The sequence below is a fragment of the Bradyrhizobium mercantei genome (assembly GCF_001982635.1).
In the GTDB taxonomy this organism is placed as follows: Bacteria; Pseudomonadota; Alphaproteobacteria; order Rhizobiales; family Xanthobacteraceae; genus Bradyrhizobium; species Bradyrhizobium mercantei.
Genome location: NZ_MKFI01000001.1, coordinates 583053 through 610036, shown reverse-complemented (window position 1 = coordinate 610036; position 26984 = coordinate 583053). Strand labels below are relative to the sequence as shown.

The following is a 26984-nucleotide window of genomic DNA, read 5'->3' as shown; positions in this document are numbered from 1 at the left end:
TTTTCACTTTGCCCCTTTCGTCGAACCTTCGCGGCAGCCTGTTCATGGCTGCGGCCATGGCCAGCTTCACGGTCAACGACACCATCACCAAGGCGGTGTCGGCGGAGCTCAACATCGGCGAGATCCTGCTGGTCCGCGGCCTGGTCGCGATGGTGCTGGTCGCAGCACTCGCTTGGTACCGCGATGCGCTGCGCAGTTTTGCCGCGCTGCTGATCTGGCCGGTGGGCTTGCGCGTCCTTGGCGAGATCGGCGGCACGCTGACCTATCTCTCAGCGATCGCGCAGATTCCGCTCGCCAATGCCTCGGCGATCTTCCAGGCATTGCCGCTGGTGATCACGCTGGGTGCGGCGCTGGTGTTCGGCGAGCCGGTCGGCTGGCGGCGCTGGCTTGCGATCGCGGCCGGCTTCATCGGCGTGCTGGTCATCGTCCGGCCGGGCGCGGAGGGTTTTAGCCAGGCCGCGCTGCTGGCGCTGGCATCGGTCGGCTTCTGCGCGGTGCGCGATCTTGCCACCCGCCGCATCCCGAAGCAGCTGCCAACCGTGTTCATCACGCTGCTGACGACCGTGACGGTGACGACGGCGGGCGCCTTCGTGCTGGTCCCGCTCGGCGGCTGGAAGCCGCCGTCCGGTCAGGCGCTCGGCCTGCTCACGTTCGCCGCAGTGCTGATCCTGATCGGCTATCAATGCATCATCGTGTCGCTGCGCACCGGCGACATCTCGGCGGTGGCGCCGTTCCGCTACACCGCGCTGCCGTGGGCGATGCTGACCGGCTATCTCGCCTTCGGCCACAAGCCCGACGGTCCGATGCTCGCGGGTGCCGCGATCATCGTGGCCTCCGGCCTCTACGCCTTCTACCGCGAACGCAAGCGCGACAAGCTCCGCCCGGCCGCAACCGGCCCGGGCCTGCCGCCGGACGGGTTGTAAGCGCGATCCAGGGCGCGTCTGTCTGGACGGTCCTGATCAGTTCCGGCGCTGAACGTCGAGGATGTCCAGAACCGGGCAATCGGGTGCGGTCGTTCCCGAGCATCGCGCGATTGTCGCTGCCAGCAGGCGTTCGAGCTTGCGGAGATCGCTGATCTTGGCGCGGATGTCGTCGAGGTGCAGCGTTGCGATGTCCCGCACTTCGCGGCAAGACGCCTTGCCGGGACCGCCCAGCCGCAACAGCGCCCGGATTTCATCGAGCGAGAAGCCGAGTTCGCGCGACCGCCTGACGAAGGCAAGCACTCGCGATTCGGTAGAACCGTAGATGCGCCGGCCGTTGGCGGCGCGCAGGGGAGGCGGCAGCAACCTGATCTTCTCGTAGTACCTGATGGTTTCGATGTTGACGCCGGTCAGTTCGGAAATCTGCCCGATCGTCATCCCGTCCGCTCGCGAAGCCGTGATCCCGCGCATGCCCAGTTCCCTTGATCCTGTAGTGACTACAGGATGTAGCCTCATCGGCATGAAGGTCAAGGAAAGCAATATCACCGCTCATTCCAGCCGTGGGTCGCAACTGCTGGCGACCGGCGGCCTGCTGGGCGCGTTTGCTGCGTCGTCCTGCTGCATCGCGCCGCTGCTGCTGTTCAGCCTCGGTGTCGGCGGCGCCTGGATCGGCAACCTCACGCGGCTTGCGCCGTACCAGCCTTATTTCATCGCGGCGACATCAGCGCTTCTCGGCGCGGGGTACTGGCTGACCTATCGGTCCTCGAAGGTTGCCTGCGCCGAAGGAGCGGCCTGCGCACGTCCGCTGCCAAATCGCCTGGTGAAGACGACGCTTGTCGCGGCAACGCTGCTCGCCATCGCGGCCCTCGGTTTCGACCTCCTGGCACCATTGTTGTTCGACACCTGAATGGAGTTCCCCATGAACCGACTGATCACTCCCTTCGCAATCCTGCTTTCGGTGCTGGCATCGTCTGCCACGTTCGCCGCCGAGAAGACGGTGACACTCGCTGTCAGGAATATGGATTGTGCAGCCTGTCCTCATATCGTGAAGGCCAGCCTCGAAGCTGTAGCCGGCGTTACGAAGGTCGCAGTGTCGTTCCGGGAGAAGACCGCGGTCGTGACCTACGACGACAGCAAGGTTGATCTGACGGCGCTTACGAGCGCCACAAGCAATGCCGGTTATCCTTCAGCGCCGAAGGGCTGAGTAGGGGCCGAGCTGAGCACCATGATCCTGCAATCCGTCATCACCTGTCCGCAGTGTGGCACCACGAAGTCCGAGACGATGCCGACCGACGCCTGCCAGTATTTCTATGTCTGCACGGGGTGCGGCGAGCGACTGCGGCCGAAGCCGGGTGACTGCTGCGTGTTTTGCTCGTTCGGCTCGGTGCCCTGTCCGCCGATCCAGGCCGAGCATTCCGGCGCCGCGGACGCAGCCTCGGGCTGCCGGTGCTGAACGCCATGGCCTTATCTGCACCCGCGTCCCGCGACTGGCTAGGCAGCTGGCGCAGCAGCGCGTTGGCCTGGTGGATGCCGCACGCCGGCCTGTTCGTCGGCCTGCTCGTCTCGCTGCCGCTGCGCATTGCGGTGTGGTCCGCAGCACTGCTCTGGATGGCTTTGGCCTGCATCCTCAACGCGCGGCGTTGCGGAAGGACGCACTGCCGCTACACCGGGCCTTACTATCTGTTGATGATCGTGCCGGTGCTGGTGTTAGGGCTTGTTATGCGGTCTGACGACGTCTTGGCATGGCTTGTCGTCGGCGCCGCCATCGTCGCGGGAGACAAGTTCATCTGGTGGGTGACGGAGCGCGCCTGGGGAAAGTTTTCGTAAGGCCTTACTTCGCGCAATGCGTGATCAGCCGTGCAACAAAATCTCCGCACGCCTCGAGCTGCGACATCTCGACGAACTCGTCCGGCGTATGTGCCTGGGCGATCGAGCCGGGGCCGACCACGACCGACGGCACATCCGCCATGCTGACGAACAGGCTCGCCTCGGTGCCGAAGGCGACCTTGGCGTGGTCGTTGCGGCCGGCGAGTTGTTTTGCCAGCGTGACGACCGGATCGTCTGCCGCCGTATCGAGCGCGGGGTAGTCGAGGATCTCCTCGAAATCGATGCCGCACTCCGGATGGCGTTCGCGCATTCTGGGCTCGATCTCGGCCTTGGCCCAGGCGATGATCGAGTCGGTCACCTGCCTTGACTCGGTGATGCCGATGCCGCGGCATTCGAACTCCACCGTGCACTGGTCGGGCACGATGTTCAGCGCGGCGCCGCCATGCACGATGCTGGTCAGCAGGGTGGAGTGCGGCACGTCATAGAGACTGTCGCTCTCGCTTTTCGCGGCGAGAAGTTCGGCGCGGCGGCGGATTTCGGTGATGAGGTCGGCCGCGTATTCGATCGCATTGACGCCATCGGGCGCGATCGAGGAGTGGCGGGCGAGGCCGCGGAACGTGGCGCGCACGCCGTGCTTGCCCTTGTGTCCGATGATCACCTGCATCTGGGTCGGCTCGCCGACGAAGCAGCCAAGCGGCCTGATCGGCTTGCGCGCGACGTCGCGCAGCATCGGCCGCACGCCGACGCAACCGATCTCCTCGTCATAGGAGATCGCCAGATTGATCGGCGTCTTCAGCTCGGCCGCGAGCATTTCCGGAACCATCGCGAGGCAGACCGCGACAAAGCCCTTCATGTCGGTGGTGCCGCGGCCGTACAGCCGGCCGTCGCGCTCGACCAGCTCGAACGGGTCATGGCTCCAGTCCTGTCCCGCAACCGGCACGACATCGGTATGCCCGGACAGAACCAGCCCGGCCTTGTCCTCAGGGCCGACCGTGACCCACAGCGAGGATTTTTGCCCGGTCTCATCGACAATGCGCTGCGCGCCGACGCCGAGCGAGGCGAGATAGCGCTCGATATAGTCGATCAGGGGCAGGTTGCTGCGGTCGCTGATCGTGTCGAAGGCGACGAGGTCGGCGAGAAGTTTGCGAATGCGGTCGGGACGTGGGCTTTGCATGGCCTGTTCGTTTTGGAGAGATTGTGGGTGTGCCGGCGATCTTGTCAGCGAAGTATAGCAGCTGGTTCGTCTGCGAAGGCCAAGCAATATTCGGACCGGTGTTGCCCATTCGACACGACGGGCGCAACGCGCCGCGAGGATGTATGATGTGAAGGCCGGGCAACACACTCGGCGTCGTCCCTGCGAAAGCAGGGACCCATAACCACCCAGGCTGATTATCGCGCGACGCTGGAACGACGAGGCCCGTCGGCAACATCCGCTGCGGAGTATGGGTCCCTGCTTTCGCAGGGACGACAGTGGTGGATGTGGTGGCGTTATCGCGCTGTCCGAACTTCACCGACTCAGCGAAGGGGTGGACGCCCCGGCCAAGTGAAGATCGGGCCAGTTACGGCGAGAGCCTCTTGCTAAATCGGCTTGCCCGTATACGGCATCGACGCCGTCAGGCCGCCGTCGACCGGGATGGCCTGGCCGTTGACGTACGACGCCTCGTCGCTGGCCAAAAACAATCCCATCGCGGCGAGTTCGTGCGGCTGGCCGGGGCGCTTCAGCGGATTGAGCTGGCCGATCTTGTCCTGGGTGCCGCGCTCCTTGGCGCGATCGAACACCGGCTTGGTCATGCCGGTCTCGATCAGGCCCGGGCAGATCGCATTGATGCGCACGCCGGTGCCGGAGAGCGAGTAGGCGGTGGTCTGCACCAGGCTGATGACGCCGGCCTTGCTGGCGCCGTAGGGATGTCCGCTGGCGCCGGACTTCAGGCCCGCGACGGATGCGGTGCAGACGATCGAGCCGGAACCTTGCTTGGTCATGTGCGGAATCGAATGCTTGATCGCAAGGAACGGGCCGATCAGATTGACGCGCAACACTTCCTGCCAATGTTCCGGAGTCTGGTCGGCGAGCGGGACGAGGCCGCCGCTGACGCCGGCATTGGCCCAGATCGCATCGAGCTTGCCGTATTTCGCGACGGCCTTGTCGATGAATGCCTTCACGTCGCTCTCGGAGCCCGCGTCCGCAGTGACGGCTTCGACGATGCCGCCGGCATCGCGCAACAGCTTGGCGGTGTCGTTCACGGCATCGGTGCGATCGACCGCGATCAGCTTGGCGCCTTCCTTGGTGAACAGCAGCGACGCCGCGCGGCCGATGCCGCTTCCCGCGCCGGTGATGATGACCGATTTGCCTTCGAGGCGGCCCATGATTTTCTCCCTGTTCACATGGTTCATTCGCGTGATCCGTGGTGCGTCTGCCGCGCGACGGAATTCAAACAAAATTTCAAACGTCAGAAGCACTTGAGACGATGTGCGGCGTGACGTACAGCGTGACGGGACACTATTGAAGGGCTCATCCGATGTCCAATCCAGAGAAGCCTAACGTGACGGTGACACGCTGGTGGTGGGTTCGCCACGCGCCGGTGCGCAGCGATGGCGGCAACATCTACGGGCAGGAGGACATCGACTGCGACACCGGCGACGTCGAAGTGTTCGAGGCGGTCGCCAAGATGCTGCCGCGCAATGCGGTATGGTATTCGAGCAATCTGAAGCGCACGCACAAGACCGCGGAAGCGATCTGGGCCGCCGGTTTCCCGAAGCCTGCCGGCATGACGCAGGAGCGCGACTTCGCCGAGCTGCATCTCGGCCAGTGGCAGGGCATGAACCGGGCGGCATTTCTCGCCAGCCGTCCGCCGGGGAATCTCTGGTTCGCCGACGTCAATGAGCCGGCACCTGGCGGCGAGAGCTTCATGGATCTCTACACCCGCGTCTGCCGCACCATCGTGCGGATCACCGCAGCAGAGGCGGGCCGGGACATCATCGCGGTCGGCCATGGTGGCGTGATCAGGGCCGCGGTCGGTCTTGCACTTGGCGGCCAGCCGGATCGGGGCCTGTCGTTTGATATCGACAATGTCTCGGTGACGCGGCTCGATCACATCGCGGCGCCCAACGTGTCGACGTGGCGGCTGCCGATGGTCAACCAGCAGCCCTGGATCGCCGATCCCAGGCACGCCGCCATGCATCAGCCGTCCGGACCCGAGGTGCGGCCGGCGAGCAAGCTTGCGTGATTGCTGCTATCGCAACACGACAACGCTGCCTAAGCTCAACGTAGAATTTGAACACCTTACATCAGGGAGAGAACCATGACCTTGTTCGACATGAAGGGAAAAGTCGCCGTCATCACCGGCTCGACGCGCGGCATCGGACGCGCGATCGCCGAGCGCATGGCCGAGCACGGCGCCAAGGTCGTGATTTCCTCGCGTAAGGCCGACGTCTGCGAGCAGGTGGCTGCGGAGATCAACACCAGCTATGGCAAGGGCACCGCGGTTGCGATCGCAGCCAACATCTCGTCGAAGGAAAATCTGCAGAACCTGGTCGACGAGAGCAACCGCGCCTTCGGCAGGATCGACGTGCTGGTCTGCAACGCGGCGTCGAACCCGTATTACGGTCCGCTCGCCGGCATTTCCGACGATCAGTTCAGAAAAATCCTCGACAACAACATCGTCGCCAACAACTGGCTGATCTCGATGGTGGTGCCGCAGATGATCGAGCGCAAGGACGGCTCCATCATCATCGTGTCCTCGATCGGCGGCCTGAAGGGCTCGACCATCCTCGGCGCCTACGCGATCTCGAAGGCCGCCGACATGCAGCTCGCGCGCAACCTCGCTTGCGAATACGGCAAGCACAATATCCGCGTGAACTGTATCGCGCCGGGCCTGATCAAGACCGACTTCGCCAAGGCGCTGTGGGACAATCCCGACAATCTGAAGGCCTCGACCGCGCGCTCGCCGCTGCTGCGGATCGGCGTGCCGGATGAGATCGCGGGCGCTGCCGTGATGATGGGCTCGCGCGCCGGTGACTTCATGACCGGCCAGACCATCGTGATCGACGGCGGCGCGACGATCAGCTGAGGCCGGCGTTGGTTAAGACGTCGGTCGTCATGGCCGGGCTTGTCCCGGCCATCCACGTCTTCCTGCCGCCCTAACGTGGATGCCCGGGACAAGCCCGGGCATGACGGAGCAAGTAGGCAAGAGTTCGCCTCACTCCACCGCCGCGTAAACCCCGTTCCTCACCAGCGAGCGGGTGTATTCGCGCTGGCCCGGGCCCTGCATCATGAAGACCGCGATCAAGTCTTCACTCGGATCGATCCAGAAGAACGTGCCAGCCATGCCGCTCCAGAAGAACTGGCCGACCGAGCCGGAGAACGGCGCGATGCCCTGCTGCATGCGCACCGCAAAGCCAAGGCCGAAACTGTGGCCGGGCGATACCAGCGTGCCCTGGACCTTGACGCCGGCGCCGAGGTGATCGGACGCCATGAATTCGAGCGTCTTGCGCCCGATGATCCTGGTGCCGTCGAGCGAGCCGCCATTGAGCAGCATCTGCGCGAAGCGGGCATAGTCCATCGTGGTCGACACCAGCCCGCCGCCGCCGGATTCCATCGCCGGCTTCTCCAGCATGTTGAACAGCTGCACCTTCTCGTTGGTCCAGGGATCGTTGGCAAAGGCCTCGGCGAGCCGGCCGGCATTGGCTTCGGCGGTGTGGAAGGCGGTCTCGTTCATCTGCAACGGCGAGAGGATGTGGTCGGTGAGGTACGCACCAAGCGTCTTGCCGCTGACGACCTCGATGATGCGGCCGAGGACGTCGGTCGAGCGGCTGTAGTTCCACTCGGCGCCGGGCTGGCAGACCAGCGGCATGCCGGCGAGCATGGTGGCGTGCTCGGCATTGGTGATCTTGCGGCTGCGCAGCCGCGACTGCTTGTAGAGCTCCTGCACCGGGCCGTTGCCGGTGTGGTCATACGTCAAACCCGACGTGTGGCGCAGCAGGTCCTGGATGGTCATCTGCCGCTGCACGGGTACCAGCTCGAGCTTGCCGTCGCGTTCGACGCCGACCTTGGTCTCGGCGAATTCGGGGATGAATTTCGCGACGGGGTCGTTGAGCAGGAAGTGGCCGTCCTCTAGCAGCTGCATGATGCCGACCGAGACGATCGGCTTGGTCATCGAGAAGATGCGGAAGATCGTGTCATGCGTCATCGGCGCGGCGGCCGCCGGGCTCTGCCGGCCGATCGCGTCGAACCAGCCGATCTGGCCGCGCCGCGCCACCAGCACCGTGAAGCCGGGTGCGGTTCCCTTGTCGACCTCGCGCTTGAAGGTGTCGGACAGCGCCTGCAGCCGCGCGCTCGACAGCCCGATCGATTCGGGCTTGGCGAGAGGGAGGGACGGGGTGGCTTGGCTGGCGGCGTGCTTGGTGGCGGTCTGGGCGTTCATGGTCTCTCCCTGGTTCTTGATTCTTGCGGCGAGGCGCCGGCATGGGGGTGATCTTTGGGGTGATCTTGCGGTGATCGTCGAAGTCTGGCGCAGAAGTTTTGCAATGAACAGAAGCTTCGCTGCTTCGCCCTTGCAAACCGGCCATGCCCTGTGCTTGAAACGGCGCGAACCGGCGGTGACGCGGGTTCCCTGCAGGAGTGTAGCTCAATTGGTAGAGCACCGGTCTCCAAAACCGGGGGTCGCAGGTTCGAGCCCTGCCACTCCTGCCAGCTTTTAGCTAACAATTTGAATGCCTTGGCCGAGGTCCTGGACCCCGGCCATGATGGTATTGGCTCACTTGATGAGCGGGCAGCCGCCGTCCTTCAGCGGCCGGAACGCCTGGTCGCCGGGCACCTCGACGAGCACCTTGTAGTAATCCCACGGCGCCTTCGATTCCTCGGGCTTCTTGACCTCGAACAGGAACATCGAGTGCACCATGCGGCCGTCCTCGCGCACCACGCCATTGTCGGTGAAGGCGTCGCGGACCGGGGTCGCGCGCATCTTCGCCAAAACCGGCTTGGTCTCCTTGGTGCCGGCGGCCTTCACCGCGTTGAGGTAGTGCAGGGTGGCGCTGTAGGTGGCGGCCTGGTTCATCGTCGGCATCCGCTTCATGCGCTCGAAGAAGCGTTTGCCGAAGGCGCGGGTGCGGTCGTTGAGATCCCAATAGTAGGCCTCGGTGATGATCAGGCCCTGCGCGAGCTTCAGCCCGAGGCTGTGGATGTCGGAGATGAACATCACGATACCAGCCAGATTCTGCCCGCCCGCGACGACGCCGAATTCGGCGGCCTGCTTGATCGCGTTGATGGTATCGCCGCCGCCATTGGCGAGGCCGACGATCTTTGCCTTCGATGACTGCGCCTGCAGCAGGAAGGAGGAGAAATCCGGCGTGTTGAGCGGGTGCCGGGCGCTGCCGAGCACCTTGCCGCCGGCGGCGCGGACCACATCGCCGGTGTCGCGCTCGATCGAGTGCCCGAACACGTAGTCGGCGGTGATGAAGAACCAGGTGTCGCCGCCGTTCTTCACGATCGCGCTGCCCACGGTGTGGGCGTTGGCGTAGGTGTCGTAGGTCCAGTGCAGCGTGTAGGGCGAGCAGGATTTGCCGGTGATGTCGGAGCTCGCCGCGTCCGTCACGATCATGATCTTCTCGAACTGCTTCGACATCTCCATGCCGGCGAGCGCCGTCGCCGAGGTCGGCATGTCGATGATCATGTCGACGTTCTCGGCCTCGTACCATTTGCGGGTGATGGTGGCGGCGACGTCGGCCTTGTTGAGGGCATCGGCGGTGACGAGCTCGATCGGCTTGCCGAACATCGAGCCGCCGAACTCCTCGATCGCCATCTTGGTGGCTTCCACGTTCCCGGCGCCGCCGATGTCGGAATAGACCGACTGGAAATCGGTCAGCACGCCGATCTTGAGCGGCGTCTGTTGCGCGAGCGCGGGGCCGGCCAGCACCGCGGCGAAGAGGCCGGCAGCGGACAGGCTTGTGGCGATGGATTTCATGGTGATGCGTCCTCCGGGATGTTCTTATCGGTTTGTCCGACAAAGCTAGGTTTGCTCGGTTCCGGTGTCAATTCTGGCCCATCGGGTGCGACAATCCGGCTTGGGGCAGCCCATTTGACGCTCCTGCGGCCTTCTTCTAGACTTTGTCCGACAAACGACAATCGGGGAGTCCAAGGTGCCCGCTACGCCGCTGTTCCGGCGCATCGATATCGCGCCGGCCTACCAGAAGGTCGCCGACGCGATCGAACGCGAGATCATCAACGGCCGGATCAAACCGGGCGAGCCGATCGGCACCGAGCAGCAACTGGTCGCGCAGTTCGGCGTCAACCGCTCGACGGTGCGCGAAGGCATTCGCGTGCTCGAGGAGGGCGGCCTGATCCGCCGCGATTCCAGCCGCCGCTTGCAGGCCTGCCTGCCGCGCTACAACAAGCTCGCCACAAGGCTGTCGCGCGCGCTGATCCTGCATGAGGTGACATTCCGCGAATTGTTCGAGACCTCGATGACGCTGGAGGTCGCGAGCATCGAGGGCGCGGTGGAGCGGGCGACCGTGGAGAACATCGCGGAGCTTACCGGCAATGTCGAACGCAGCGCTCATGTCGTCGGCAATCCCGCGGAGCTTGCCGAGTGCGACGTGGAATTCCACGTGCTGATGGCCAAGGCCTCGCAGAACCGCGTGCTGCAGCTCGCCCGCGAGCCCGCCGCGCAGCTGTTCTTTCCGACCACCGAGATGATCGTCGGCGGCGTGCCGGAGGGCGGTGCGCGCCTCGTCGAGGCGCATCGCCATATCCTCGATGCGATCAGGCGGCGCGACAAGGAGGCCGGCGTGCTGTGGACGCGGCGGCATTTGCAGGACTGGCGGCGCGGCTTCGAGAAGATCGCCTCGCTCGATCGCTCGGTCGAGCACACCTACATGGAACACGCCTACGCCGCCCGGCAATAGCGACGGCGCGGCGGACAACACAAGACAACGACAACAAGCACATTCGGGAGGGACTTATGAGCGAAGACATCGCAGCGACCATCCAGCGCGCCCGCGAGCACAGCATCGGCGACCTGTTGCGCCGGTCGGCCAAGCGCTATCCAGCCAAGACCGCGCTGATCTGCGGCGAGGTGAGCTGGACGTTTGCGGAGATGGACGCGATCTGCAATCGGCTCGGACGCGGCCTGCTCGCCCTTGGCGTCGCGAAGGGCGACCGCGTCGCGGTGCTGTCGCGCAATTCGCACGGCTTCGCCGCGCTGCGCTTCGCGGTAGCGCGGATTGGTGCGATCCTGGTGCCGATCAACTTCATGCTCAATCCCGACGAGATCAATTTCATCCTCGCCAATTCCGGCGCCAAGCTGCTCGCGGTCGGCCCCGATTTCGTCGAGACCGCGCACGCTGCCGCCGCCAAGGGCTCGGCGGTCGAAACCCTGATCTGGCTGCCCGGTGAGGATCCGGCCACGGCGCCCAACGGAATCACGACGTTCGAGAGCCTGCTGCACAGCGACGCCTCGGCGCCGGACGCCTCGGTCGACAGCCGCGACCCGGCGCAGATCATCTACACCAGCGGCACGGAGTCGCTGCCGAAGGGCGCGATCCTCACCCACGAGGCCGTGATGTGGCAGTATGTCAGCTGCATCATCGACGGCGGCATGGCGACCGACGACACCGTGCTGCACGCGCTGCCGCTGTATCATTGCGCGCAGCTCGACGTCTTCCTCGGGCCCGCGATCTATCTCGGCGCCACCAGTCTCATCACCGGCAAGCCGGTGCCCGACAATGTGCTGGCGCTGATCGCGGCCCACAAGATCAACTCGTTCTTCGCGCCGCCGACGATCTGGATCGCGATGCTGCGCTCGCCTTCGTTCGATCGCACCGATCTGTCGACCCTGCGCAAGGGCTATTACGGCGCCTCGATCATGCCGGTCGAGGTGCTGCTCGAATTGCAGCGGCGGCTGCCTGACGTGAAGTTCTGGAATTTCTACGGCCAGACCGAGATCGCGCCGCTTGCGACTGTCTTGGCGCCGGAGGACCAGCTGCCGAAGGCCGGCTCCGCCGGCAAGCCCGCGATCAATGTCGAGACGCGGGTGGTCAAGCCCGACATGACCGATGTTGGGGTCGGGGAGGTCGGCGAGATCGTGCATCGCTCGCCGCATCTGTTGTCCGGCTACTACAACGATCCGGTCAAGACCGCGGCGGCATTCGCCGGCGGCTGGTTTCATTCCGGCGATCTCGCTGTTGTCGATGCCGACGGCTACATCACGGTCGTTGATCGCGTGAAGGACATGATCAAGAGCGGCGGCGAGAATGTCGCGAGCCGCGAGGTCGAGGAGATGGTCTACCGGCTGCCTGCGGTGTCGGAGGTCGCGGTGGTCGGACTGCCCGATCCGCGCTGGATTGAGGCGGTGACCGCAATCGTCGTGGTCAAGGCCGGCGAGAGCCTCGATGCCGACGCCGTCATCAAGCATTGCGCGGCGTCGATGGCCCATTTCAAGGTGCCGAAGCGGGTCATCTTCGTCGACAGCCTGCCGAAGAACCCGAGCGGCAAGCTGCTGAAGCGCGAGCTGCGGCAGCGCTATGTCGGCGGCGCCACGCTGGATCAGGCGGTGCAGACGAGCTTTGCCGGCTAGGCCAGCTATTGGCCGGCCGGCGCCGGCGCCTTGTCCGACCATTCCGGCGGCAGGCCAAGCCTGCCGGCGGCCATGCCGACCAGGCCGGGACTGCGGCCGAACGCCTCGCAGGCGGCATATTTCGGCTTGCCGCCTAGCGACGCCCCCATCTTGTCGAACGATGGCAGCTCCGGCGCCTTGCCGAATGGCGTCGCGCCGGTGACGACGAGCTTGCTGAAGTCGTCGCTGAAGGAGGAGGCGAGGTCGTAGGCGTCGCCGGCGCTCGAGACCATCGGCGAGTTGGTGAATGAATTGGCGCCGCGGGCCCAGACCATCGCCGCCTGCTGGCGGCTGGCCGGATCGCGCACCTCGGCTTCGACCGTCAGGCTGCCGAGCCCGATCGGCAAGCGCGGCACCGGCACGGGGACGCCGGCCCCAAGCGCGGTCGGCAGAATGCCGACCACCTTGGATGCGCCCGCGGCGACCTCGTCGGTCGGCGCCGCCTGGGTGACGAGCGCATGCGCGGTCAGGTCCGCGGGCTGATCGGCGCCGACGACCTGAAGCCGCTCGCTCAGGCCCATGCAGAGCGAACGGTTGATCGCATTTGCCACCAGGCTTCGCTGCTCTTGCGACAGCGTCGGCGACGCTGCCTGGGAGAAGGTCGTCGGTACGATCCGTATGGTCTTCGCGGCAAGCACGTCGTCCTTGTTGACGCGCACCAGCGATTTCGCCAGCAGCCCGTCGGACTGCGTCAGGTTGTCATAGGAGGCCAGTGATCCACCTCGGGTCAATGGCGCGCTGGCGCAACCCGACAACAGCGCCATCGCGACCGCAGCTCCGGCAAGCGAGGATGACCGGTTGTACCGGCCATCACGCCATGCCCGTCCCGTGCTCTGCGCGTATGCCGCAGCGCCGGGTCGAAACTCCACTTTCATGTAACCCCTCGAACGATCGCTCACCCCAAGAACGATCGCAGGTCACGATAGAGCAGGGCCGCCCGGGTCGGGATTAAGAGATATTAAGTCAGATGTAGCTCGCGAAACCGTGCGACCTATTTGTGCCGCATTTGGCCGCGCACGCTTAACAAAACGCTATATTTGCACGCTGCGCATCCGCGGCAGACGCCTCTAAAATGCCGTGATGCAAATCCTGGAATACGACCTCGTGGCTTTCCCCGTCAGCAATGCGCGCATCCTCTGCGTCGAGGACGATGCCGATATCGCGCGCATGCTGGCCGAGGTGCTTGACGATAGCGGCTTCAGGCCGGTGCTGGTCGGCTCTGCCGTGGAGATGGATGCGCTGCTCAAGCACGAGAGCTTCGACCTCATCGTGCTCGACGTGATGCTGCCGGGCGAGGATGGGCTCAGCATCTGCCGGCGCCTGCGCATGTCGTCCTCGATTCCGATCATCATGGTCACCGCGCGCGGCGAGGACATCGACCGTATCCTCGGCCTCGAGCTCGGCGCCGACGACTATGTGACCAAGCCGTTCAATTCCCGCGAGCTGGTGGCCCGCATCCGCGCGCTGTTGCGCCGGGTCGAGAGCGGCGCGGCATCGCGCTCCCGGCCGCGCCCGTTGACCTTCGCCGGATGGCGGATCAATCCCACCACCCGCGAACTGCATGATCCGGCGGGCGTCCGGATCACGCTGACCGGCGCCGAGTTCGATCTGCTGCTGGCGTTCTGCCGCAACCCGGGACAGGTGCTGTCGCGCGAGCAATTGATCGAGCAGGCTTTCGGCGGCCTGATCGCGTCGGTCGAGCGCAGCGTCGACGTCCATATCAGCCGCATCAGGCAGAAGATCGAGCCGGATCCGAAGGACCGCTCCATGATCAAGACGGTGCGGCTCGGCGGCTACCTGTTCACGCCCGCGGTCGAGCAGATCTGATGCGATGGGCACAGCGGCTGATTCCGCGCAGCATCGCCGCGCAACTCATGAGCCTCGTCGCGCTCTCGGAGCTGATCGGCATCACGCTCGCAGCTGCGATCATTATTGTCTTGTTCGATTCTCCCTCGATCAACGACACGCAGAAGTTTCTTGCGGGCCGGGTCGCGGAGCTCACGCAGCTGCTGCGTTTCGCGAAGACGCCAACCGACGCGGGTGAACTGCTGGCGGCAGCCAGGCGCGGCGGTCTCGACGTCAGGCGCGTCGCGCTGGGCGAACTCGTGCCTCGAACCGCCGGAGAGATGCGATCGTTTTCCATGCGAGCGTTCCGACAGCTGGCGGCCGAGCCTGGAATCGAGTTGCTGGAGGATCTCCGCCATCCGGCAGGCTCGTCGTCACAGGTGGTTGTGAAGCTCGACGACGGCCACGCCTTGATGGCCGACGTTGCCGTCAAGGGCGGCTTCTGGTCCTTTGTGCTCCGCCCGGCGGCCGGAGGCGCGATCATCGTGCTGATCTCCATGCTGTTGCTGTCGGTTTACGCGGTGCGCTGGGTGATCGCACCGCTGGCGGACGTCGCACGGGCCGCGACCTCGTTCGGCCGCTCGCCGCGGGCTCCCCAGGTGCTGCGCCGGCGCGGTCCGCGCGAAATCGCCCAGGTCGCCGACGCGCTGAACGACATGCGCACCCGTATCGCTGCGCTGCTCGACGACCGCACCCGCATGCTGGCTGCCATCAGCCATGACCTGCGCACGCCGCTGACGCGGCTCCGCTTGCGCTCCGAGCGCGTCGGCGACGACACCCTGCGCCCGGCGATGCTGGGCGATATCGCCAAGATGACGCGCATGATCAACGAGACGCTGGAGTATCTTCGCGAGGATGCGCGCTCCGAGGCGGTCGCGTGCATCGACCTGCCGAGTTTTTTGCAGACCATCTGTTCGGAGTTCGCCGACACGGGCCACGCGGTATCCTATGCCGGGCCGGCGCGTTTGCCTTACGCCTGCCGGCCGCGCGCGCTGTCGCGTGCCGTCACCAATATCGTGGAGAACGCGGTCAAGCATGGCAGCACGATCACGGTGGCGCTGCGGCCGACGGCCTCCGATCACATCGAGATCGAGGTGGCCGACGACGGACCCGGTATCGCGCCGGCGCTGCGCGACAGGGTGTTCGAACCGTTCTTCAAGGCTGACAGCGCGCGGCAGGGAAGCGGCGGCTTCGGGCTCGGGCTCTCGATCGCCCTCGATATTGCCAAGCGCCATGGCGGCAGCATCGAATTGAAGCCGCGCCAGCCGAGCGGGTTGCGTGTGTCCATGCTGCTGCCGCCGGAGCCCGTCCTGGCCTAGACGGCGCCGCTGCCGGCCGCGATAGGGGCGGCTTCATATCGGCGGGAGCCTTGGACGCCGCGGGCGCTGTCCGGCTATCCCCTTGATTCAAGGGGCCCAATGCTGGTCCGGCCCGAACCGGGCCGGGGCCGGGCGCGACGGTGCCGATCTTGACGTTTGGCTCCTCTCGCAGTAGATACGCGGCACTCGCAGCCGGCCCGCTTTGATGGCGGATATCCGGCGCGGCCTAATTCCCCGAACATTCGAGCTCGTTTATCGGCTCAACCTTCCAAACGAGGGCTGGGTCCGCAAGGTCGGCTGTTCGGATTCCTTGAAACGTTGCAATCGTCCGGAGACGGACGCGGATCTCACGATGGCTTTCAGCCCGTTCAAATTCCTGCAGGAAGTGCGCTCGGAGACCGCCAAGGTCACCTGGCCGACGCGCCGCGAGACGACCATCACCACCATCATGGTGTTCGTGATGGTGGCGCTGGCCTCGATCTTCTTCTTCGCCGCGGATCAGATCATCCGCTACCTCATCACCCTGATACTGGGCATCCACTGATGAGCATGGGAACTCAATTGATGGACAAGCGCTGGTACATTGTTCACGCCTACTCGAACTTCGAGAAGAAGGTCGCGGAATCGATCCGCGAGCAGGCCAAGCAGCGCGGTCTGGAAGAGCTGTTCGAGCAGGTGCTGGTGCCGACCGAGAAGGTCACCGAGGTACGCCGCGGCCGCAAGATCGACGCCGAGCGCAAGTTCTTCCCGGGCTACGTGCTGGTGAAGATGAAGCTGACCGACGAGGCGTTCCATCTGATCAAGAACACCCCGAAGGTGACCGGCTTCCTCGGCGCGGAAAACAAGCCGATGCCGATCTCCGAAAACGAGGCGATGCGGATCCTGCATCAGGTGCAGGAGGGCGTGGAGCGTCCGAAGGCGTCGGTGTCGTTCGAAATCGGCGAGAACGTGCGCGTGGCCGACGGCCCGTTCGCCTCGTTCTCCGGCGTGGTGGAAGAAATCGACGAGGCGCGCTCGCGCGTGAAGGTCGCGGTGTCGATCTTCGGCCGCGCGACCCCCGTGGAACTGGAATTCGGTCAGGTCGAAAAGGTGGTCTGACCGGACGGCGCGGGGTATACCCCCCGCGTCAAGTGAGAGGCCGTGGGAGGGAGGAGGCGGTCGCCAGCCCCTTCAACCGAACCACGGAACCTGAAACCGCCGGCCATATCCGGCACAACAGGAGTGATAAATGGCAAAGAAAGTGACCGGATACCTGAAGCTTCAGGTCCCGGCCGGTGCGGCGAATCCTTCGCCCCCGATCGGCCCCGCGCTTGGTCAGCGCGGTCTGAACATCATGGAGTTCTGCAAGGCGTTCAACGCCCAGACCCAGAAGGAAGAGAAGAACACCCCGATTCCGGTGGTGATCACGATCTACGCCGATCGTTCGTTCACCTTCGAGATGAAGACCCCTCCGATGTCCTTCTTCCTCAAGCAGGCTGCCAAGATCCAGTCCGGCTCGAAGGCGCCGGGCCGCGACAAGGCCGGCCAGGTGACCAAGGCGCAGGTGCGCGAGATCGCCGAGAAGAAGATGAAGGATCTGAATTGCGACACCATCGAATCGGCCATGAAGATGGTCGAGGGCTCTGCCCGTTCGATGGGTCTGGAAGTTGCGGGGTAACGGGCCATGACAATCGGAAAGCGTTTGCAGAAGGCCCGCGAGGGTGTCGATCGCGAGAAGCTCTATCCGCTCGCGGACGCCATCAAGATGGTCAAGGAGCGCGCCAAGTCGAAGTTCGACGAGACGATCGAGATCGCGATCAATCTCGGCGTCGACCCGCGCCACGCCGACCAGATGGTCCGCGGCGTCGTCAACCTGCCGAACGGCACCGGCCGCACGCTGCGCGTCGGCGTGTTCGCGCGCGGCGCCAAGGCTGAGGAAGCCAAGGCCGCCGGCGCCGACGTCGTCGGTGCTGAAGACCTGGTCGAGAAGGTGCAGGGCGGTGCGATCGATTTCGATCGTTGTATCGCGACCCCCGACATGATGCCGCTGGTCGGCCGCCTCGGTAAGGTGCTCGGCCCGCGCGGCATGATGCCGAACCCGAAGATCGGCACCGTGACCATGGACGTCGCCAACGCCGTGAAGGGCGCCAAGGGCGGCTCGGTCGAGTTCCGCGTCGAGAAGGCCGGCATCGTGCAGGCCGGTATCGGCAAGGCCTCGTTCTCCGAGGACAAGCTGGTCGAGAACGTGAAGGCGCTGGCCGACGCGGTCTCCAAGGCGAAGCCGGCCGGTTCCAAGGGCACCTACATCCAGCGCGTGGCGGTTTCCTCCACCATGGGCCCGGGCGTGAAGGTCGAGCCGGGCACGATCCTCGGCTGAGGCCTTTGACCGTGAATAGATAAAGAGGGGCGGGATCGGGCAACCGGTTCCGCCCTTTGTTTTTGCCAAAGCGTTTTCGAGCGAAGTGGTGACCGGTTCCCGTGAAGAAAACGCGTCAAACAAGACTCTGAGTGCCCTCGCAGGAAACAACAACAATGCTCGATAAGGTCCTGGTCTATTCGCGCTTTCCCAAGGCCCAGCTGATCCGTTTCGGCGAGCGCTATGAACTCCTGAACGCGGCCGGCAAGCGGCTTGACGAAGCGTTCCCGGCGGGCGAACTCGCCGACATCCGTGCCATGATCACCGCGGGCGGCACGGCGCTCGGGGCCGACGCCATGGACAGGCTGCCGAAGCTCGGCGCGATCGTCTGCTACGGCACCGGCTATGACGGCGTCGATCTCGCCGCCGCCACCAAGCGCGGCATCGCGGTCGGCCACAGCCCCGGGGCCAACGCGGCCTCGGTCGCCGACACCGCGGTGACCTTGATGCTGGCGTCGGTGCGGCGCCTGCTGGTGGCCGACAATTACGTCCGGAGCGGCGACTGGGCCGGGGCAAAGCCGTCGCCGATGATGCGGCCGCAGGCCGGCATGCGCGGCCGCAAGGTCGGCGTCTACGGCATGGGCGAGATCGGCCGCAAGATCGCCGCGCGCATCGCCGCCTTCGAGACCGAGGTCGGCTATTTCAGCCGCACGAAGTATGACTTGCCGTATCAGTACCTGCCGAGCCTCGAGGCGCTGGCCGATTGGTGCAGCGTGCTCGTGATCGCGGTCCGCGCCGGCGCCGACAATGCTGATGTCATCAATGCCGACATCCTGCGCCGGCTCGGCAGTGACGGCTTTGTCGTCAACATCTCGCGCGGCTCGGTCATCGACGAAACTGCGTTGGTCGCGGCGCTGACCGACGGCGTAATCGCCGGCGCCGGCCTCGACGTGTTCGCGAAGGAGCCGCACGCGCCCGATGCGCTGACCGCGCTGCCGAACGTGGTGCTGTCACCGCATCTCGGCGGCCACACGCTGGAATCGCACGTGGCGATGCAGGATTGCGTGCTCGCCAATCTCGACGCGTTCTTTGCCGGCAAGCCGCTCGCCTATCCGGTGGCAGCGGCGTCCTGACAAGCGTTCAGTTCCGGCGAGGCGCGTGGCGCAGCTTGTCCGGGTTGCGGACGACATAGATCGCCGCGATCCGGTTGGTCTCGCCGTCGATCGCCATGCTCAGCGTGTGGTCGACCTCGCCGTCGAGGAAGATCAGCGCGCCGGCGCTGCCATTGACCATCATCGGTTCGACCCGAACCGCGCTGCCGGCGTTCTTGCCGGCGATGCCGATGATGAAGCGGACGATCTTCTCGGCCCCCTTGATCGGGTTCAGTGCCGCGAGCTTGCGACCGCCGCCATCGGTGATCGCGATTGCGTCCTCACGCAGCAGCTCGGTCAGCGCGGAGACGTCGCCGCTGGCCGCGGCCTTGCAGAATTCCGCCAGCAGCCTTGCATGGCCTTCGGGCGGCTCGATCGGAGCAGGGCGGCTGTCGCGCACGGATTTGCGGGCGCGGGCGGCAAGCTGCCGGCAGGCCGCTTCGCTGCGCTCGAGCGTGCGCGCGACTTCCGCGAACGGCCGGTCGAACACGTCGTGCAGCAGGAACGCGGCCCGCTCGAGCGGTGTCAGGGCGTCGAGCGCCAGCATCAGCGCGAAGGAGAGGTCGTCGGCGAGCTCGGTCGCAGCCTCCGCCGACAGGCTCTCGTCGAACACCGGCTCGGGCAGCCAGGCGCCGACATAGAGCTCGCGCTGGGCGCGGGCGCTCTTCAGCCGATCCAGACAGAGCCGGGTCACCACCGTGACGAGGAACGCCTCGGGATTGCGAATGTCATCAGCCGCGGCAAAGCGCAGATAGGCGTCCTGCACGACATCGTCGGCATCGCCGCGGCTGCCCAGCATGCGGTAGGCGAGCCCGGTCAGCCGCGCCCGATACGGCGCCAGCGGGTCGCGCTCAGGCGGCCTGCTTGATGACATCGATCTGATGGCCGGCGACGGTCACGCGGCGACACTCCTTGGCAAACCCCAGCGCCAGCTTGATCATGGGGAAGATGCGGCCGATTTGTAGGGCCATTGCGAGGTCGATCACGCCTTTTTCGCCCCAGCGCGCGCGAACGGCGTCGCGGCAGGTGTCATCGTCGGCCGAGCGCTGGACGATCGCCTGCGCGAAGCGGAAGCCGAGCGCAGTTTCCGCCGTCATCGCGGCAACATCGCGCCGGAGCACCGCCGTGACCTGCACTTCCGCCATTCCAGCCTCGACCGCCATGTCGGCGACCAGTTGCGCGCAGGGCCCGCAGTCTTCGGCCAGCGCGCCGGTCAGCTTGGCGGCGTAGAAGGCTTCTATCGGTGCGACCTCGCGACAGGCGGCGGCCTTCATCGCGCCGGCGAACTTGAAGAAGGTCGTGGGTGAATGCTTCAACATCATCTCGAGATAGCTGGTGTCGTAGCCGTAGCGCTTGGAGTAGGCGCGCAGCATCCGGCGCGCGATGAAACTACGCATGTTGTTCTCCTTGACTGGGCAGGGCGGAATAGAGGGCGAGTGCCGCGGGCAGGATCACCGCGACCAGGTCCGATACGGCGTGGCGGTTATGGCCGCCGGCAATCATCGCCAGATGCAGCAGGGCATGGCCGGCCAGAAACGCGGCGCCCGCGACCGCCGCGGGCCAGTAGATCGGCCGCCAGGCCCGCGCTGCCAGGCCAACCCCGGCGGCCATGAAGGCGATGCCGACGTCCTGGACCAAGTGGGGGTTGAACGGCCCGGTATCGGCAGCGCCGGGAACCAGCGACCACCAGGTGGAACCGGCTGACAGCATCACCACCCCGTTGCCGAGGTTGAATAGGGCGAGAATTCCTGCAATCCATCGTTTCATGGGTGCCTCCACCGCCCAGACGAGCGACGCGGCCGTCGCGTGACCTGCTCGCGAGAGAAATTTTTCGCGGGGGTCGGCCGCCGAACTGGTCTGAAATTTGCTCTTGGCAAGTCAGACAGGACCGGCTACATAGCCCCTTCCGGGCGTGCTGGCACTTGCTGGCATGTCCGTGCTCGCATTCCGAAAACCTGAGATGATAGGAGATCATTCCTTTCCGCATGCCCGCAAGGATGCTCGAAAGGAAGGAGACCCGTCGCCCCAAAAGGAATGAGAGCAGGGGCCTTCAGCGTGCTGAAGTGCCTCGATCCTGTCCAAGACTGCAGGCGCCCGCGAGAACTTCGTGTTTTCAACGGCTTAATCGCATAGCCTGCATAGACGGGTGAAGACCGGATTTTGTACTTCACGTCGCGGCATGGTCGCGGTGGAAGGCTGGTTTGGTTCGAACCTCGACAGCCCATGGCCGCAAGGCTCTGGGAGGGCAGGCTTCTAGATGTCGTCTTGCCCGGCATGTCCGAGGGGCCTTGCGCTCCAAGGATCAGGTTTAGGGCGGGACGATGGGTGCAACCCGGCGGTCCTGCCTTCGCGGAAAGGCCGCCAACCGGAAAGAGCTTGCTGTGGAACGAGCGGCAAAAAAAGAGTCGGTCGATCAGCTTAACGGGGTCTTCAAGGCCACGTCGGTTGCGATCGTTGCTCATTATTCCGGCCTCACCGTGGCCCAGATGCAGAAGCTGCGCATGCAGATGAAGCAGGCGGGTGCGTCGGTGAAGGTCTCGAAGAACCGTCTCGCCAAAATTGCTCTTGAAGGCACTGACGTCGCTGCCATCGGCTCCCTGCTGAAGGGACCGACCGTGATCGCTACTTCGAACGATCCGGTTGCGGCGCCAAAGGTTGCCGTCGAATTCGCCAAGGCGAACGAGAAGTTCGTCATCCTCGGCGGCTCGATGGGTAAAACCGTCCTGAATGTCGACGGCGTGAAGGCGCTTGCCTCACTGCCGTCGCTCGACGAACTGCGCGGCAAGATCGTTGGCCTCCTCGTGGCGCCGGCGACCAAGCTTGCTCAGCTGTCCAACGCGCCCGCGGCCAAGCTCGCACGCGTCATTCAGGCTCATGCCTCAAAGGGCGAAGCGGCCTGACCCTTCGCTAATCTCAAACCTGGTTCGAACCAAACGTTTAAGGAACTGAACAATGGCTGACTTGCAGAAAATCGTCGACGACCTCTCGAGCCTCACCGTGCTCGAAGCGGCCGAACTCGCCAAGCTCCTCGAAGAAAAGTGGGGCGTGTCCGCCGCTGCCGCCGTCGCGGTTGCTGGCCCGGCTGCCGGCGGCGCTGCCGCTGCTCCGGCTGAAGAGAAGACCGACTTCACCGTCGTGCTGGCTGCCGCCGGCGACAAGAAGATCGAAGTCATCAAGGAAGTCCGCGCCATCACCGGCCTGGGCCTGAAGGAAGCCAAGGACCTCGTCGAAGGCGCTCCGAAGCCCGTCAAGGAAGGCGTCAACAAGGAAGAAGCCGACAAGATCAAGGCCCAGCTCGAGAAGGCTGGCGCCAAGGTCGACCTCAAGTAATGCGCGATCCGGGAGCGCCGCAGGGCGCTCCCGGGCCATGCAGCGGCATGCGACAGGTTGTCGCGTGACGCGCCGGACACAAAAAAGTGTGGGGATCCGTGGACTTAACCCTCGAATCTCCTTTATTGCCATCCCATATCGGGTTGGCAGCGGAAAAACACGGTAGGCGGCGGGAGCGGCAGGGCTCCTGGCGGAAGCCGTTGGGAGACAGTCAGATTTCGGGCTTTTTCAGTCCGTAAAGCGAAGCGTTTGGACGAGCGGGTGCAGTGATGCGCCCCGCGCGTCGTTTTGCGTTTTGGAGGCGATGGGGCCCAAGCCGGGGATTTAATTCCTGACTTAGCGCTTCGTTCCTTCGGGACGATTCGAAATTCAACCCGGGGCCGATGGCAGTCGTGTCCCGGAAGGTTCGCCCCACAAAGGCGACGAAAATGAGAGGCCACGATGGCGCAGCAGACATTCACCGGTCGCAAACGCGTACGCAAGTTTTTCGGTCACATCAAGGAAGTCGCCGAGATGCCGAACCTCATCGAGGTTCAGAAGGCGTCCTATGACCAGTTCCTGATGGTCGACGAGCCGGTCGGCGGGCGCCTCGACGAGGGCCTGCAGGCCGTGTTCCGCTCGGTATTCCCGATCTCGGACTTCTCCGGCACCTCGATGCTCGAATTCGTCCGCTACGAATTCGAACAGCCGAAATATGACGTCGACGAGTGCCGCCAGCGCGGCATGACCTTCGCTGCGCCGCTCAAGGTGACGCTGCGCCTCATCGTGTTCGATATCGACGAGGAAACCGGCGCCAAGTCGGTCAAGGACATCAAGGAGCAGGACGTCTACATGGGCGACATCCCGCTCATGACGATGAACGGCACCTTCGTCGTCAACGGCACCGAGCGCGTCATCGTCTCGCAGATGCACCGTTCGCCCGGCGTGTTCTTCGACCACGACAAGGGCAAGACCCATTCGTCCGGCAAGCTGTTGTTTGCCGCGCGCGTGATTCCGTATCGCGGTTCCTGGCTCGACATCGAGTTCGACGCCAAGGACATCGTGTTCGCGCGCATCGACCGCCGCCGCAAGCTGCCCGTGACCTCGCTGATGTACGCGCTCGGTCTCGACGGCGAGCAGATCCTGTCGATCTTCTACAAGAAGATCACCTACAAGCGAACCAAGGACGGATGGCGCGTGCCGTTCGATGCCAGCCGCTTCCGCGGCTATTCGACCGTCAACGACCTGGTCGACGCCGACACCGGCAAGGTGGTGCTCGAAGCCGGCAAGAAGCTGACGGTGCGCCAGGCGCGCCAGCTGCAGGAGAAGGGCCTCAAGGCGCTGCGCATGTCGGACGAGGAACTCGTCGGCAACTATCTCGCCGAGGATCTCGTCAACCCGAAGACCGGTGAAATCTACGCCGAAGCCGGCGAGGAGATCACCGAGAAGTCGCTCAAGGTGCTGAACGAGCAGGGCTACAAGGACCTGCCGCTGCTCGACATCGACCACGTCAATGTCGGCGCCTACATCCGCAACACGCTGTCGGCCGACAAGAACATGACGCGTGAAGACGCGCTGTTCGACATCTACCGCGTGATGCGTCCGGGCGAGCCGCCGACGCTGGATTCGGCGCAGGCGATGTTCCAGTCGCTGTTCTTCGATGCCGAGCGCTACGACCTCTCCGCGGTCGGCCGCGTCAAGATGAACATGCGCCTCGAGCTCGATGCGCCCGACACCCATCGCACGCTGCGCAAGGAAGACATCCTGGCGGTCATCAAGACGCTGGTCGACCTGCGTGACGGCAAGGGCGAGATCGACGACATCGACCATCTCGGCAACCGCCGGGTGCGCTCGGTCGGCGAACTCATGGAGAACCAGTACCGGATCGGCCTGCTCCGCATGGAGCGCGCCATCAAGGAGCGCATGTCGAGCGTCGATATCGACACCGTGATGCCGCAGGACCTGATCAACGCCAAGCCCGCGGCTGCCGCGGTGCGCGAGTTCTTCGGTTCCTCGCAGCTGTCGCAGTTCATGGACCAGACCAACCCGCTGTCGGAGATCACCCACAAGCGGCGCCTGTCGGCGCTTGGCCCGGGCGGTCTGACCCGCGAGCGTGCCGGCTTCGAAGTCCGCGACGTGCATCCGACGCATTACGGCCGTATCTGCCCGATCGAAACGCCGGAAGGTCCGAACATCGGCCTGATCAACTCGCTGGCGACGTTCGCGCGCGTCAACAAATACGGCTTCGTCGAGACGCCCTATCGCAAGATCAAGGACAGCCGCGTCACTGACGAGGTGGTCTATCTGTCGGCGATGGAAGAGGGCCGCTACCGCGTCGCGCAGGCCAACGTGCCGCTCGATGCCAAGGGCCGCTTCACCGACGATCTGGTGGTCTGCCGTCACGCCGGCGAAGTGCTGCCGGTGACGCCGGACAAGGTCGACTACATGGACGTGTCGCCGAAGCAGCTGGTTTCGGTCGCCGCGGCGCTGATCCCGTTCCTCGAGAACGACGACGCCAACCGCGCGCTGATGGGCTCGAACATGCAGCGCCAGGCGGTGCCGCTGGTTCGCGCCGAGGCGCCGTTCGTCGGCACCGGCATGGAAGGCGTGGTCGCCCGTGACTCCGGTGCTGCGATCGCAGCCCGCCGCTCCGGCGTGATCGACCAGATCGATGCCACCCGCGTCGTGATCCGCGCCACCGAGGATCTCGATCCGACCAAGTCGGGCGTCGATATCTACCGGCTGATGAAGTACCAGCGCTCCAACCAGTCGACCTGCATCAACCAGCGTCCGCTGGTGAAGGTCGGCGACATCGTCAAGAAGGGTGACATCATCGCCGACGGTCCGTCGACCGATCTCGGTGAGCTCGCGCTCGGCCGCAACGTGCTGGTCGCGTTCATGCCGTGGAACGGCTACAACTTCGAAGACTCGATCCTGCTCTCCGAGCGGATCGTGAAGGACGACGTGTTTACGTCGATCCATATCGAAGAATTCGAAGTGATGGCCCGCGACACCAAGCTCGGACCTGAGGAAATCACCCGCGACATTCCGAACGTCTCGGAAGAAGCGCTGAAGAACCTCGACGAAGCCGGTATCGTCTACATCGGTGCGGAAGTCCGCGCCGGCGACATCCTGGTCGGCAAGATCACGCCGAAGGGCGAGAGCCCGATGACGCCGGAAGAGAAGCTGCTGCGCGCCATCTTCGGCGAGAAGGCCTCCGACGTCCGCGATACCTCGCTGCGCGTGCCTCCGGGCGTGCAGGGCACCATCGTGGAAGTCCGCGTGTTCAACCGCCACGGCGTCGACAAGGACGAGCGTGCGCTGGCGATCGAGCGCGAGGAGATCGAGCGTCTGGCCAAGGACCGCGACGACGAGCAGGCGATCCTGGACCGCAACGTCTACAACCGCCTCGCCGAGCTCCTGGAGAACCGCCAGGGCATCGCCGGCCCGAAGGGCTTCAAGAAGGATACCAAGATCACCCGCGCGGTGCTCGACGAGTATCCGAAGTCGCAGTGGTGGCTGTTCGCCTCGCCGAACGACAAGCTGATGGCCGAGATCGAGGCCATGCGGAAGCAGTACGACGAGTCGAAGAAGGGCCTCGAGCAGCGCTTCCTCGACAAGGTCGAGAAGCTGCAGCGTGGCGACGAGCTGCCGCCCGGCGTGATGAAGATGGTCAAGGTCTTCGTCGCGGTGAAGCGCAAGATCCAGCCCGGCGACAAGATGGCCGGCCGTCACGGCAACAAGGGCGTGGTGTCGAAGATCGTGCCGATCGAGGACATGCCGTTCCTCGAGGACGGTACCCATGCGGACATCGTGCTCAATCCGCTCGGCGTGCCGTCGCGCATGAACGTCGGTCAGATCCTTGAGACCCATCTCGGTTGGGCCTGCGCCGGCCTCGGCAAGCGCATCGGCCAGACCATCGACGCCTACTATCAGAAGCAGGATCTCAAGCCGCTGCGCGAGACCCTGAAGAAGATCTACGGCGAGGATGAAACCATCAAGTCGCTGAACGACAACGAGCTGGTCGAACTTGGCCGCAATCTGAGCCACGGCGTGCCGATCGCGACGCCGGTGTTCGACGGCGCCAAGGAAGCCGACATCGAGGAGATGCTGAAGCTCGCGGGCTTCGACGCCTCCGGCCAGTCGACCGTCTATGACGGCCGTACCGGCGATGCGTTCGATCGCAAGGTGACGATGGGCTACATCTACATGCTCAAGCTGCACCATCTCGTGGACGACAAGATCCACGCGCGTTCGATCGGTCCGTACTCGCTCGTCACCCAGCAGCCGCTGGGCGGCAAGGCGCAGTTCGGCGGCCAGCGCTTCGGCGAAATGGAGGTCTGGGCGCTGGAAGCCTACGGCGCCGCCTACACGCTGCAGGAGATGCTGACCGTGAAGTCGGACGACGTCGCCGGCCGTACCAAGGTGTACGAGGCGATCGTGCGCGGCGACGACACCTTCGAGGCCGGTATTCCGGAATCGTTCAACGTGCTGGTCAAGGAAATGCGCTCGCTCGGCCTCAACGTCGACCTGCACAATTCCAAGGTGGGACCGGCGCCGACATCGGAAGCGGCCGAGTAACGCTGTGATTGATGCCCGGCGCCAAAAGCGCGAAGCGCGTCTTCGCGTAGAGGCGCCGGGCCTTCGCGCCCCACTCGGACGTTGAGCGG

At 64.8% G+C, this 26984-nt stretch carries 28 protein-coding genes and 1 tRNA gene; 20 read left to right on the top strand and 9 right to left on the bottom strand.

Going from position 1 to position 26984, the window contains the following annotated elements:
* Positions 1-8 precede the first annotated feature (8 nt).
* Positions 9-923, top strand: a complete 915-nt coding sequence (locus BI327_RS03005; RefSeq protein ID WP_076858286.1) for a DMT family transporter — start codon at positions 9-11, stop codon at positions 921-923.
* Between the two features lie 36 nt (positions 924-959).
* On the opposite strand, the gene BI327_RS03000 is transcribed toward BI327_RS03005, so the two are convergent.
* The gene (locus BI327_RS03000; protein ID WP_245334693.1) at positions 960-1358 is read right to left on the bottom strand and encodes a MerR family transcriptional regulator; all 399 of its coding nucleotides are present in this window, start codon (positions 1356-1358) and stop codon (positions 960-962) included.
* Between BI327_RS03000 and BI327_RS02995 the strand changes: the two genes are divergently transcribed.
* Genes BI327_RS02995 through BI327_RS02980 form a run of 4 tightly spaced genes read left to right on the top strand, consistent with a single transcriptional unit; the run spans position 1318 to position 2747 of the window.
* Positions 1318-1827: a mercuric transporter MerT family protein gene (locus BI327_RS02995; RefSeq protein ID WP_347337653.1), complete on the top strand. Its 510-nt coding sequence runs from the start codon at positions 1318-1320 to the stop codon at positions 1825-1827. The two genes, BI327_RS03000 and BI327_RS02995, sit on opposite strands and share 41 nt — an antisense overlap.
* A 12-nt stretch (positions 1828-1839) precedes the next feature.
* Positions 1840-2124, top strand: coding sequence for a mercury resistance system periplasmic binding protein MerP (merP, locus tag BI327_RS02990; protein WP_076859141.1), 285 nt, complete (start codon positions 1840-1842; stop codon positions 2122-2124).
* Positions 2125-2145: 21 nt separating this feature from the next.
* Positions 2146-2373, top strand: coding sequence for a GDCCVxC domain-containing (seleno)protein (locus BI327_RS02985; protein WP_083741895.1), 228 nt, complete (start codon positions 2146-2148; stop codon positions 2371-2373).
* A gap of 5 nt (positions 2374-2378) precedes the next feature.
* Positions 2379-2747, top strand: coding sequence for a hypothetical protein (locus BI327_RS02980; protein WP_076859139.1), 369 nt, complete (start codon positions 2379-2381; stop codon positions 2745-2747).
* A 4-nt stretch (positions 2748-2751) separates the two neighbouring features.
* Here the strand turns inward: BI327_RS02980 and argE are convergent, their stop codons facing one another.
* Both argE and BI327_RS02970 read right to left on the bottom strand, forming a co-directional pair.
* Positions 2752-3921 (bottom strand): acetylornithine deacetylase, encoded by a 1170-nt coding sequence (argE, locus tag BI327_RS02975; RefSeq protein WP_076858282.1) that lies wholly within the window; start codon positions 3919-3921, stop codon positions 2752-2754.
* Between the two features lie 404 nt (positions 3922-4325).
* Positions 4326-5111 (bottom strand): SDR family NAD(P)-dependent oxidoreductase, encoded by a 786-nt coding sequence (locus BI327_RS02970; RefSeq protein WP_076858281.1) that lies wholly within the window; start codon positions 5109-5111, stop codon positions 4326-4328.
* 152 nt (positions 5112-5263) lie between these two features.
* Here BI327_RS02970 and BI327_RS02965 point away from each other — a divergent pair, with 152 nt between their 5' ends.
* Positions 5264-5971 (top strand): histidine phosphatase family protein, encoded by a 708-nt coding sequence (locus tag BI327_RS02965; protein WP_076858280.1) that lies wholly within the window; start codon positions 5264-5266, stop codon positions 5969-5971.
* A gap of 75 nt (positions 5972-6046) precedes the next feature.
* Complete coding sequence (locus BI327_RS02960; protein ID WP_076858279.1) at positions 6047-6814, top strand: SDR family NAD(P)-dependent oxidoreductase; 768 nt, start codon at positions 6047-6049, stop codon at positions 6812-6814.
* A 129-nt stretch (positions 6815-6943) separates the two neighbouring features.
* On the opposite strand, the gene BI327_RS02955 is transcribed toward BI327_RS02960, so the two are convergent.
* Complete coding sequence (locus tag BI327_RS02955) at positions 6944-8167, bottom strand: serine hydrolase domain-containing protein (protein ID WP_076858278.1); 1224 nt, start codon at positions 8165-8167, stop codon at positions 6944-6946.
* Positions 8168-8360: 193 nt separating this feature from the next.
* Between BI327_RS02955 and BI327_RS02950 the strand changes: the two genes are divergently transcribed.
* Positions 8361-8436: transfer RNA gene (locus tag BI327_RS02950), tRNA-Trp, on the top strand.
* Positions 8437-8500: 64 nt separating this feature from the next.
* Here BI327_RS02950 and BI327_RS02945 read toward each other — a convergent pair.
* A complete protein-coding gene (locus tag BI327_RS02945; protein WP_076858277.1) occupies positions 8501-9706 on the bottom strand; it encodes an ABC transporter substrate-binding protein in 1206 nt (401 codons plus the stop codon).
* Positions 9707-9881: 175 nt separating this feature from the next.
* Between BI327_RS02945 and BI327_RS02940 the strand changes: the two genes are divergently transcribed.
* Complete coding sequence (locus BI327_RS02940) at positions 9882-10646, top strand: FadR/GntR family transcriptional regulator (RefSeq protein ID WP_076858276.1); 765 nt, start codon at positions 9882-9884, stop codon at positions 10644-10646.
* A gap of 56 nt (positions 10647-10702) precedes the next feature.
* Complete coding sequence (locus BI327_RS02935) at positions 10703-12316, top strand: acyl-CoA synthetase (protein WP_076858275.1); 1614 nt, start codon at positions 10703-10705, stop codon at positions 12314-12316.
* Between the two features lie 5 nt (positions 12317-12321).
* Here BI327_RS02935 and BI327_RS02930 read toward each other — a convergent pair whose 3' ends face one another.
* Positions 12322-13230, bottom strand: coding sequence for a DUF3313 domain-containing protein (locus BI327_RS02930; RefSeq protein ID WP_076858274.1), 909 nt, complete (start codon positions 13228-13230; stop codon positions 12322-12324).
* 205 nt (positions 13231-13435) lie between these two features.
* On the opposite strand from BI327_RS02930, the gene BI327_RS02925 reads away from it, so the two are divergent.
* From BI327_RS02925 to BI327_RS02895, 7 genes are all read left to right on the top strand, one after another.
* Positions 13436-14182, top strand: coding sequence for a response regulator (locus BI327_RS02925; protein ID WP_076858273.1), 747 nt, complete (start codon positions 13436-13438; stop codon positions 14180-14182).
* Complete coding sequence (locus BI327_RS02920; protein ID WP_076858272.1) at positions 14182-15519, top strand: HAMP domain-containing histidine kinase; 1338 nt, start codon at positions 14182-14184, stop codon at positions 15517-15519. Before BI327_RS02925 ends, BI327_RS02920 begins: the two co-directional genes overlap by 1 nt.
* 352 nt (positions 15520-15871) lie before the next feature.
* Positions 15872-16063 carry a preprotein translocase subunit SecE gene (secE, locus tag BI327_RS02915; RefSeq protein ID WP_016840554.1) on the top strand — a complete coding sequence of 64 codons (192 nt, stop codon included), beginning with the start codon at positions 15872-15874 and terminating at the stop codon, positions 16061-16063.
* A 20-nt stretch (positions 16064-16083) separates the two neighbouring features.
* The gene (gene nusG, locus BI327_RS02910; protein WP_050625731.1) at positions 16084-16617 is read left to right on the top strand and encodes a transcription termination/antitermination protein NusG; all 534 of its coding nucleotides are present in this window, start codon (positions 16084-16086) and stop codon (positions 16615-16617) included.
* Between the two features lie 130 nt (positions 16618-16747).
* Complete coding sequence (gene rplK / locus BI327_RS02905) at positions 16748-17176, top strand: 50S ribosomal protein L11 (protein ID WP_066499365.1); 429 nt, start codon at positions 16748-16750, stop codon at positions 17174-17176.
* A gap of 6 nt (positions 17177-17182) precedes the next feature.
* A complete protein-coding gene (gene rplA / locus BI327_RS02900; protein WP_076858271.1) occupies positions 17183-17875 on the top strand; it encodes a 50S ribosomal protein L1 in 693 nt (230 codons plus the stop codon).
* A 155-nt stretch (positions 17876-18030) separates the two neighbouring features.
* The gene (locus BI327_RS02895; protein ID WP_076858270.1) at positions 18031-18987 is read left to right on the top strand and encodes a 2-hydroxyacid dehydrogenase; all 957 of its coding nucleotides are present in this window, start codon (positions 18031-18033) and stop codon (positions 18985-18987) included.
* A 7-nt stretch (positions 18988-18994) separates the two neighbouring features.
* Here BI327_RS02895 and sigJ read toward each other — a convergent pair whose 3' ends face one another.
* The 3 genes from sigJ to BI327_RS02880 are packed head-to-tail and all read right to left on the bottom strand — an operon-like array spanning position 18995 to position 20772.
* The gene (gene sigJ, locus BI327_RS02890; protein ID WP_076858269.1) at positions 18995-19879 is read right to left on the bottom strand and encodes an RNA polymerase sigma factor SigJ; all 885 of its coding nucleotides are present in this window, start codon (positions 19877-19879) and stop codon (positions 18995-18997) included.
* Positions 19857-20402 carry a hypothetical protein gene (locus BI327_RS02885; RefSeq protein WP_076858268.1) on the bottom strand — a complete coding sequence of 182 codons (546 nt, stop codon included), beginning with the start codon at positions 20400-20402 and terminating at the stop codon, positions 19857-19859. Before BI327_RS02885 ends, sigJ begins: the two co-directional genes overlap by 23 nt.
* Positions 20395-20772 (bottom strand): hypothetical protein, encoded by a 378-nt coding sequence (locus BI327_RS02880; RefSeq protein WP_076858267.1) that lies wholly within the window; start codon positions 20770-20772, stop codon positions 20395-20397. Before BI327_RS02880 ends, BI327_RS02885 begins: the two co-directional genes overlap by 8 nt.
* Positions 20773-21386: 614 nt before the next feature.
* Between BI327_RS02880 and rplJ the strand changes: the two genes are divergently transcribed.
* The 3 genes from rplJ to rpoB all read left to right on the top strand — a co-directional run bounded on the left by rplJ (position 21387) and on the right by rpoB (position 26895).
* Positions 21387-21905: a 50S ribosomal protein L10 gene (gene rplJ / locus BI327_RS02875; RefSeq protein ID WP_076858266.1), complete on the top strand. Its 519-nt coding sequence runs from the start codon at positions 21387-21389 to the stop codon at positions 21903-21905.
* Positions 21906-21957: 52 nt separating this feature from the next.
* Positions 21958-22335, top strand: a complete 378-nt coding sequence (gene rplL, locus BI327_RS02870; protein ID WP_028339322.1) for a 50S ribosomal protein L7/L12 — start codon at positions 21958-21960, stop codon at positions 22333-22335.
* A 441-nt stretch (positions 22336-22776) separates the two neighbouring features.
* A complete protein-coding gene (gene rpoB / locus BI327_RS02865) occupies positions 22777-26895 on the top strand; it encodes a DNA-directed RNA polymerase subunit beta (protein ID WP_076858265.1) in 4119 nt (1372 codons plus the stop codon).
* Positions 26896-26984: the final 89 nt, after the last annotated feature.